The sequence below is a fragment of the Kitasatospora sp. NPDC090308 genome (assembly GCF_044769485.1).
In the GTDB taxonomy this organism is placed as follows: Bacteria; Actinomycetota; Actinomycetes; order Streptomycetales; family Streptomycetaceae; genus Kitasatospora; species Kitasatospora fiedleri.
Map to the genome: position 1 here is coordinate 1 of NZ_JBIVXY010000037.1, position 8,700 is coordinate 8,700.

General features: G+C 73.0%; 8 protein-coding genes. 7 read left to right on the forward strand and 1 reads right to left on the reverse strand.

Annotated elements, in window-relative coordinates; translation table 11 throughout:
• Positions 1-396: 396 nt before the first annotated feature.
• From ACIQVD_RS34110 to ACIQVD_RS34125, 4 genes are all read left to right on the forward strand, one after another.
• Positions 397-600 carry a hypothetical protein gene (locus ACIQVD_RS34110; RefSeq protein ID WP_402292720.1) on the forward strand — a complete coding sequence of 68 codons (204 nt, stop codon included), beginning with the start codon at positions 397-399 and terminating at the stop codon, positions 598-600.
• A gap of 1,235 nt (positions 601-1,835) precedes the next feature.
• Positions 1,836-2,087, forward strand: a complete 252-nt coding sequence (locus tag ACIQVD_RS34115; RefSeq protein WP_402292721.1) for a hypothetical protein — start codon at positions 1,836-1,838, stop codon at positions 2,085-2,087.
• Between the two features lie 109 nt (positions 2,088-2,196).
• Positions 2,197-2,571, forward strand: a complete 375-nt coding sequence (locus tag ACIQVD_RS34120; RefSeq protein ID WP_400692507.1) for a hypothetical protein — start codon at positions 2,197-2,199, stop codon at positions 2,569-2,571.
• Entirely contained in the window at positions 2,562-2,690 is a 129-nt protein-coding gene (locus tag ACIQVD_RS34125) for a hypothetical protein (protein ID WP_400692504.1), read from the forward strand. The genes ACIQVD_RS34120 and ACIQVD_RS34125 overlap by 10 nt, the downstream gene beginning before the upstream one ends.
• Before the next feature lie 382 nt (positions 2,691-3,072).
• Here ACIQVD_RS34125 and ACIQVD_RS34130 read toward each other — a convergent pair whose 3' ends face one another.
• Positions 3,073-3,369, reverse strand: coding sequence for a hypothetical protein (locus ACIQVD_RS34130; protein ID WP_402292722.1), 297 nt, complete (start codon positions 3,367-3,369; stop codon positions 3,073-3,075).
• Positions 3,370-3,643: 274 nt separating this feature from the next.
• Here ACIQVD_RS34130 and ACIQVD_RS34135 point away from each other — a divergent pair, with 274 nt between their 5' ends.
• The 3 genes from ACIQVD_RS34135 to ACIQVD_RS34145 all read left to right on the forward strand — a co-directional run bounded on the left by ACIQVD_RS34135 (position 3,644) and on the right by ACIQVD_RS34145 (position 8,546).
• Positions 3,644-5,842, forward strand: a complete 2,199-nt coding sequence (locus ACIQVD_RS34135) for an ATP-dependent RecD-like DNA helicase (protein WP_400692499.1) — start codon at positions 3,644-3,646, stop codon at positions 5,840-5,842.
• A 233-nt stretch (positions 5,843-6,075) separates the two neighbouring features.
• Complete coding sequence (locus ACIQVD_RS34140; RefSeq protein ID WP_100840339.1) at positions 6,076-7,365, forward strand: citrate synthase; 1,290 nt, start codon at positions 6,076-6,078, stop codon at positions 7,363-7,365.
• Positions 7,366-7,826: 461 nt separating this feature from the next.
• Positions 7,827-8,546 carry an SDR family NAD(P)-dependent oxidoreductase gene (locus tag ACIQVD_RS34145; RefSeq protein ID WP_400692494.1) on the forward strand — a complete coding sequence of 240 codons (720 nt, stop codon included), beginning with the start codon at positions 7,827-7,829 and terminating at the stop codon, positions 8,544-8,546.
• The last annotated feature ends 154 nt before the right edge of the window (positions 8,547-8,700 follow it).

Here is an 8,700-nt window from a genome sequence, read left to right on the forward strand (position 1 = left end):
CTGCAGGGGGGACCCTGTGGGAGAGTAGGACGCCGCCGAACAATCTTTGTGGGAAAGCCCCCTGACGGGATGTCAGGGGGCTTTTTCGCGTTCCCAGCTCCGACGCTCGGGAGACGTCGCCGGTGGTGGCGGATCCACAGCAGCTCGCGGAGTTGGTGCGGGGGCTTGGCCGGCCGGGGCGGAGAAGGTGGTGCTGTCGGAGTCGGTGGCGCGTCGGCTGGGGGTCGCTGGGGCGGTGGCGCTGACGAAGCCGGGCCAGCTGGTGGTGGTGAACGGGGTTGTACCGGGAGGTGCCGGGGGCGGAGCAACTGTGGCGGACCTGGGTGGAAGGGTCAGGGTTGAGGGCGTCGTCGGGGTGGTGCTGGCCTCGCGGGGCCTGGTGCGGACGGATCGCTGTTGCGGGAGGAGGCGGACGTCCAGTGGACGGCGCTGCCGGATCCGCGGCGGTTGCGGTTGGATGGGGTGGCGGTGTTGCGGAGCTGGGTGGAGCGGTTGGCGGCGGGCGATCCGGTCTGGGCGGTGTTCCGTGGGGCGGACCTGTCGGTGGGGGCGGTGTGGGCGGTCAGTGAGATTCCGGCGGTGCTGGACGAGTTGCGGTAGCTGGTGCTGGTGGCGCGTTCGGGGATGCTGGTGCCGGTGACGATGCTGGGGTGCTGTCGGCGGTGACGACGGTGCTGCCGGCTCGTCAACTGGCGGATTTCCGGTGGGCGGAGCTGCTGTTGCAGTTGGCGCGCGGGTCGGGTCGAGGCCGGCTGTTGGGGGCCGCTGCTGGGGGTGCTGGAGCGGTGGGGATTGCCGGTGGTGGGGGCGGCGCTGGTGCTGCGGTGGGAGCAGTTGGCGGTAGTCGGGTTCGTGGTGCCGCTGGGGGGGGGGCGGTGGTGCTGGTGCTGTCGCGGATGTTGGCGCGGGTCGATCTGGCGCGTGAGCTGCGGGCGGGAGAGCACGGATGATCGGGCGGGACGGGTGGCGGCCGGTGCTGGCGGTGCTCGGTCGCGGCGCTGTTGTGGCCGCCGGTGTTCGACCAGTTGGCGACGCGGGAGTTGGCCCGCCGGTTGACGGCGGCGCAGGCGGAGGGCCCGCTGCTGTCGGCGCGTTCGGCGGTGAATCCGCCGGTGGACGGGAAGGGAGTGCGGCGGGCGATGGGCTTCGGCACGCTGGACGCCGACCTGACCCGGGTCGGGAGGAGATGCGGCAGAGTTCGTCCGGGGAGCTGGCGCACGCTCTGGTCCGGGTGTCGGGGTAGGCGCAGGCCGAGGGGATGGAGCTGCGGGGCGAGGGGTGCCGGAGCCGCACGGCAATCCGGGGATCGTGTCGCTGGTGTACGCGCAGGACGCGGCAGAGTGGATGCGCTGGGTGGCCGGCCGGGGGCCGAGTGCCGGGGAAGCCGGCCGAACTGGGCCTGTCTGCCGCGTCGTTGCAGCAGTTCGGGCTGAAGGTCGGCGGGCGGGTGGTGATGTCCGGGTCGGCCGGGTCGACCGAAGCAGTGGTGGTCGGGGAGTTCGAGCCGCTGGACGGGTCGGACGATCTGTGGCGTGAGCTGCCGCTGCTGAACTCGCAGCTGCAGCCGAGCATCCATGTCCGGTACGGGCAGGCGATGGAGGCGCGCGGGTCGCGGACGCTGGACGCGACCTGGGCGTTCTGGACGGCCGAGCAGCCCTGGGGGACCGGCGGGAATTCCCGGAGGGCGGGGGAACTGTCCTGTGGGGCGCGGGAGTTCGGCGCGGTGCTGGCGCTGGCAGTGTCGGTGTGCGGCGGGGTGGTTTCGGACCGGTTCCCCTGCCCGGCCGGGACCAGGACGATGGGGGTGCCGAAGCTGACAGCTGCTGTCGGCGCTGGTGGACGCCTTCGCGGTGCAGCGGGCCCGGACGGTGGTGCTGCGGTCGTTCGCGCCGGCGGGTCTGCCGGCGATCGGGGTGTCCACGGCGGTGGCCGCGACCCGGCTGGGGGCGCGGCGCGGGGAGGCGGCGCTGGCGCTCCAGCGGGCCCGGGGCGTGGGTGAGCTCGCGCTGGCCGCCGTTCGGCTGCTGGAGGCGGCTCCGGCGGCCTTGGCGGGCCTGCTGGGGAGGTGGGTGGTGTCCGTCCGGTAGGCGGACGGGCTGTCGCTGGGGGCGTGGTGGCCGGCGCTGGCGGCGGTGCTACTGGTGGCGGGCGAGCCGGACGGGTCGGGAGCCGATGCGCTGGCGGGGTCCGAGGCGGGTGTCAGAGCTGTCCGCGCGGCTGGTGGCAGAGGGGGCGGTGCTGGCTGGGGCGGGCGTGCTGCAGTTGCGGCTGCGCGGCGCGACCCCGGCGGGGGTCGAGGCGGACCCTCGACTGGCGCTGGTGCCGGTGGTGTCGGGCTTGGCGGCGGTGGTCGTGGTGCTGCGGCTGTACCCGGTGCCGCTGTGGCTGCTGACGGGCTGGGCGCGGCGTCGGCGGGGCGCGGTCGCGCTGGTCGGGCTGGCGCAGGCCGGGCGGCGTTCGGGGACGGCGACGGCGCTGCTGGTGCTGGTGCCCGCGCTGGCCTGTGCGGTGTCCGGCGCGCTGGTGTCGGACACCGTCCGGGAGGGCCGGGCGGTGACGCGGTGGTCCTGAGCCCGGCGCAGCGTCCGCTGCCGGTGGAGGAGTTGGGTCGGGTGCCGGGGGTGGCCGGGGTGCTCCAGGTGCGCGGCGGGCTGGAGGCGCTGACCTCGGACGAGATGGTGCAACGGTGAAGGGCGTCGGCCTGGTCGGGGTCGATCAGGCGGGGCTCGCCGCGGTGCCGGAGCTGGCCGAGCCGCTCGGCGCGGGTGCGGAACTCCCGGCGCTGGCCGATCTGGTGACGGTGGATCGGTTCCTGGACGGATCGTTCGACGCGGACGCCGGGACGAGCCGGTTCCGGGTGCGGATCGTGGGGGTGCTGCCACAGGGTGCGGCGGCGGACCGGGCGGGCTGCTGGTGTTCGGCGGGCCGGGGGCGGCGCGGCTGCCGCGGCATAGCGGGCAGCGCGGCGCGGCGGTGGTGTTCGCCGATCCGGGCCGGTCGGGGTCGGCGGCGACCGCGGCGGGCGGGGCGGCGGGCGGGGCGGTGAGCCGCGGCGCGCCGGTCGAAGTCCGGTTACTTGATAGGGAGTTGATGGAGACATCGAGGAACGGTCTGGTGGCCGCGCTGGAGACGGCGTTCCGGGTGTCGGCGGCGCTCGGGCCGCTGCTCGGGCTGGTCGCGGTGGTGCCGGAGCTGCTGCTCGGCACGGCGGAGCGCGGGCGGGCGCTGGCCCACCTGCGGACGCTGGGGCTCGGCGGGCGGGCGGCGGCGGGCGTCCGGCTGGTCCAGTTGCTGCCGGCGGTGGCGGCGGTGGTCGGTGGCACGCTGCTCGGGTCGGCGCTGCCGTGGCTGCTCGGCCCGGACCTCCACCTGCGGGCCTTCACGGCCGGTCCGGGGCGCGCCGACGCTCGCCCCGGACCGGGCGGCGGTCGCGGCGGCGGCGGTCGGGCTGCCGGTACTGGAGGGAGTGGCGGGGCGGCGGGTCGTCCCGCGGGTGCTCCGGCCGGGGGAGGGCGAGCGGTGGCGGGGCGGTCGGGCGGGGTCGTGCGCCGCGGGCGTGCGGCCCCGCCGGGCGCGATCGGTCTGTCGGTCGGGCGGAGTACCTTTCCCGGTGGCGTGTTCCTGATCGCGGGTGAGGTGTCCGGTGCAGCTGGCTCAGGTGGAGGGGGTCCTGGAGCGGATCACGTACGCCAACGAGGAGACGGGGTACACGGTCGCCCGGGTGGACACCGGGCGCGGGGCGAACGACCTGCTGACGGTGGTGGGGGCGCTGCTGGGGGCGCAGGTGGGGGAGAGCCTGCGGCTGTTCGGGCGGTGGGGCTCGCACCCGCAGTACGGGCGGCAGTTCACGGTGGAGAACTACACGACGGTGCTGCCGGCCACCGTCCAGGGCATCCGGCGGTACCTGGGCTCGGGGCTGATCAAGGGGATCGGGCCGCGGTTCGCGGAGCGGATCGTGGAGCGCTTCGGGGTGGAGACCCTGGAGGTGATCGAGAACGAGCCGCAGCGGCTGATCGAGGTGCCGGGCCTGGGCCCGAAGCGCACGAAGATGATCGCCAAGGCGTGGGAGGAGCAGAAGTCCATCAAGGAGGTGATGGTCTTCCTGCAGGGCGTCCAGGTGTCGACCTCGCTGGCGGTGCGGATCTACAAGCAGTACGGCGACGCCTCGATCGGGGTGGTGAAGAACCAGCCGTACCGCCTGGCGTCGGACGTGTGGGGCATCGGCTTCCTGACGGCGGACCGGATCGCGCAGGCGGTGGGCATCCCGCACGACTCGCCGGAGCGGGTGAAGGCGGGCCTGCAGTACGCGCTGTCGCAGTCCACCGACCAGGGGCACTGCTACCTGCCGGAGGAGCGGCTGATCGCGGACGGCGTGAAGCTGCTCCAGGTGGACGTCGGGCTGGTGATCGACTGCCTGGCGGAGCTGGTCGCGGCCGAGGGGGTGGTCCGCGAGCGGCTGCCGGGGGCGGACGGGCAGCAGGTCACGGCGGTGTACCTGGTGCCGTTCCACCGGGCGGAGCTGTCGATGGCGGGCCAGCTGCTGCGGCTGCTGCGGGCGGACGGGGACCGGATGCCGTGGTTCCGGGACGTGGACTGGCCGGCCGCGCTGGGCTGGTTGGCGAAGCGGACGGGGGCGGAGCTGGCCCCGGAGCAGGAGCAGTCGGTGCGGCTGGCGCTGACCGAGAAGGTCGCGGTGCTGACCGGCGGCCCGGGCTGCGGCAAGTCCTTCACGGTGCGCTCGATCGTCCAGCTGGCGCTGGCGAAGCGGGCGAAGGTGGTGCTGGCGGCGCCGACCGGGCGGGCGGCGAAGCGGCTGGCGGAGCTGACCGGCGCGGAGGCGTCGACGGTGCACCGGCTGCTGGAGCTGAAGCCGGGCGGGGACGCCGCCTACGACCGGGACCGGCCGTTGGACGCGGACCTGGTGGTGGTCGACGAGGCCTCGATGCTGGACCTCATCCTGGCGAACAAGCTGGTCAAGGCGGTGGCGCCGGGCGCGCACCTGCTGTTCGTGGGGGACGTCGACCAGCTGCCCTCGGTGGGCGCGGGCGAGGTGCTGCGGGACATGCTCTCGCCCGGCAGCCCGATCCCGTCGGTCCGGCTGACCAGGATCTTCCGGCAGGCCCAGCAGTCCGGCGTGGTGGTGAACGCGCACCGGATCAACGAGGGCCTGCCGCCGCTGACCGAGGGCCTGCCGGACTTCTTCCTGTTCGTGGAGGACGACGCGGAGCGTGCGGCGGGCCTGACGGTGGACGTGGTGGCCCGCCGCATCCCGCAGCGCTTCGGCCTGGACCCGCGGCGCGACGTGCAGGTGCTGGCGCCGATGCACCGCGGCCCGGCCGGGGCCGGCGCGCTGAACACGCTGCTCCAGTCGGCCGTCACCCCGGCCCGCGAGGGCCTGCCCGAACGCCGCTTCGGCGGGCGGACGTTCCGGGTCGGCGACAAGGTCACCCAGATCCGGAACAACTACGACAAGGGGCGCAGCGGCGTCTTCAACGGCACAGTGGGCGTCGTGACGGCACTGAGCGTGGACGACCAGCGGCTGACGGTGATGACCGACGAGGACGAGGAGATCCCGTACGACTTCGACGAGCTGGACGAGCTGGCGCACGCGTACGCGGTGACGATCCACCGTTCGCAGGGCAGCGAGTACCCGGCGGTGGTGATTCCCGTCACCACCTCGGCGTGGACGATGCTCCAGCGCAACCTGTTGTACACGGCGGTGACGCGGGCCCGGAAGCTGGTGGTGCTGGTCGGGTCGCGCAAGGCCATCGGGCAGGCCGTGCGGGCGGTCAGCGCCGGTCGGCGGCACTCCGCGCTGGACCACAGATTGGCTGCGGGCTGAGTTCCAGGGGGTACGGTACGTTCAGAGGTTGTCTTGACGTGAAGAGATTTAGGGCGGAACCTGGTCCGGTGCCGCTGCCGATCTTGTCCGGTTCGCACCGGTGGCGGCAGCGGAGTTTGTAGGCCCCGGTCCTTCCCGGGGTCACCCCCGGGTGCGCGGCCGTCCTTCGGGTGGGGGATCGTTGAGACAGTCAGGGCAGTCGGATGAGGATCAATTTCGTCGGTGAGGAAGACGTGAGCGACAAATCGGTAGTACTGCGGTACCAGGACGGCGAGTACGAGTACCCCGTCGTCGAGAGCACTGCGGGCAACTCCGGCTTCGACATCTCGAAGCTGCTCCCGCAGACCGGCCTGGTCACCCTGGACAACGGTTTCGGCAACACCGCCGCCAACAAGTCCGCGATCACCTTCATTGACGGTGACGCCGGAATCCTGCGCTACCGCGGCTACCCGATCGAGCAGCTGGCCTCGGAGGCCAACTTCATCGAGACCGCTTACCTGCTGATCAACGGCGAGCTGCCGAAGGCCGGCGAGCTGGAGGCGTTCAGCAACGAGATCACCCAGCACACCCTGCTGCACGAGGACGTCAAGCGCTTCTACCAGGGCTTCCCCCGGGACGCGCACCCGATGGCGATGCTCTCCTCGGTGGTCGGCGCGCTCTCCACGTTCTACCCGGAGAGCCACAACCCGTTCGACGAGGCGCAGCGCAACCTGTCGACGGTCCGCCTGCTGGCGAAGCTGCCGACCATCGCGGCCTACGCGTACAAGAAGGCGATGGGCCAGCCCTTCGTCTACCCGCGCAACGACCTCGGCTACGTCGAGAACTTCCTGCGGATGACCTTCGCCGTCCCGGCCGAGGACTACGAGCTGAACCCGGTCGTGGTCAACGCCCTGGACAAGCTGTTCATCCTGCACGCGGACCACGAGCAGAACTGCTCCACCTCGACGGTGCGCCTGGTCGGCTCCTCGCACGCCAACCTGTTCGCCTCGATCTCGGCGGGCATCTCGGCGCTCTGGGGCCCGCTGCACGGCGGCGCCAACCAGGCCGTGCTGGAGATGCTGGAGCAGATCCAGAAGGACGGCGGCGACGTCGACGCGTTCATCCGCAAGGTGAAGAACCGCGAGGACGGCGTCAAGCTGATGGGCTTCGGCCACCGCGTCTACAAGGCGTTCGACCCGCGCGCCGCGCAGGTCAAGGTGCTCGCCCACGAGGTGCTGGCCCAGCTCGGCCAGTCCGACGAGCTGCTGGAGATCGCGCTCAAGCTGGAGGAGCACGCGCTCAAGGACGACTTCTTCGTCTCGCGCAAGCTCTACCCGAACGTGGACTTCTACACCGGCCTGATCTACCGCGCGATGGGCTTCCCGACCAGCATGTTCACCGTGCTGTTCGCGATCGGCCGGCTCCCCGGCTGGATCGCCCACTGGCACGAGATGATCAAGGACCCGACCAGCCGGATCGGCCGCCCGCGGCAGATCTACACCGGCGTGGAGATCCGCGACTACGTGCCGCTCGACGCGCGCTGAGCCGTCGGCCGCGGAGCCGAAGGGGCCCGGTCCCGCCCTCCCGTACAGGGGGCGGGGCCGGGCCCCTTCGCGTGTCGCCGTACTGGGGCGCACGGCGCCCGGGACGGGCCCGGTCGGGAACGGCCGCTCAAAGCGTCCCCGGGTCCGGGTCCGGCCCGGTGCCGTGCGCGAGGGCGATCGACGAATCGACAGCCCGTCCGGGGCCCGCCGGAGCCCCGCTCTACAAAAGGTAAGACGTACCAGGGGGCGCAGAGTTACGCCAGGGGGGTGTGAGTTGGCTCTCTCCACTCTCCGTGTGCGTCCGCGCACCCGGGCGTCCGCGCGCATATCACACCGCACGGCCGGCGTGCGGCGTCACCCACCCCACCGGCCCCGCAACCCAGCGTGATAGGAATCGTGGCAATCCGGTACGGACCGCCTGCGGCGCGCGGCGCGGCGAACGGTCAGGGAGGGAGTGCGCAATGGCCAGGAACGTCGTCGTCACCGGTGGTGGCACCGGCATCGGGCTGGATCTGGCCCGGCGCTTCGCCGAGGCCGGGGAGCGGGTGGTGATCGTCGGCCGCCGGCCCGGCGTCCTCGACCACGCCGTCCGGGAGCTCGGCCCGAACGTCACCCCGCTGGTGTGCGACCTGGCCGACCCGGACGCGGTGGAGGCCGCCCTGGACGTGCTGCCCGCCCGGATCGACGTGCTGGTCAACAACGCCGGCAGCCGGGAGACCGTGCCCGGCGCCGGGCCGCACGCGGTGCTGGCCCGCTGGCGCGGCGACTTCGAACGCAACGTGCTGACCGCGGTGCTGCTCACCGAGTCCGTCCGCGACCGGCTCACCCCCGGCTCCGGCCGGGTGGTCACCGTCTCCTCGATCGCCGCGCTGCGCGGCGCGGGCTCCTACGGGGCCGCGAAGGCCTCCCTGCACGCCTGGAACCACTTCCTGGCCGCCCAGCTCGGCCCGTCCGGGATCACCGCCAACATCGTCGCCCCGGGCACCGTCGCGGGCACCGAGTTCTTCGGCCCGCGACTGGACGAGGCCGAGGTGGCCCGGCGCTCGGCGCGCACGCTGCTCGGGCGGATCGGCGAACCCGGGGAGGTCGCCGCCGCCGTCTACTTCCTCGCCTCCGCCGAGGCCGGGTTCATCACCGGCGAGATCCTGCACTGCAACGGCGGCGAACTGCTGGGCCGCTGACGCCCCGTCAGTCCGTCCGGAACCTGCGCAGTCGCAGGCTGTTGCCGACCACGAACAGGGAGGAGAAGGCCATGGCGGCTCCGGCGATCATGGGGTTGAGGAGGCCGGTGGCGGCGAGGGGGAGGGCGGCGGTGTTGTAGGCGAAGGCCCAGAA

Bases quoted from the DNA above. Each gene is read 5' to 3' on its own strand.
- ACIQVD_RS34145 (WP_400692494.1), top strand. From the start codon at position 7,827: ATGGCCAGGAACGTCGTCGTCACCGGTGGTGGCACCGGCATCGGGCTG.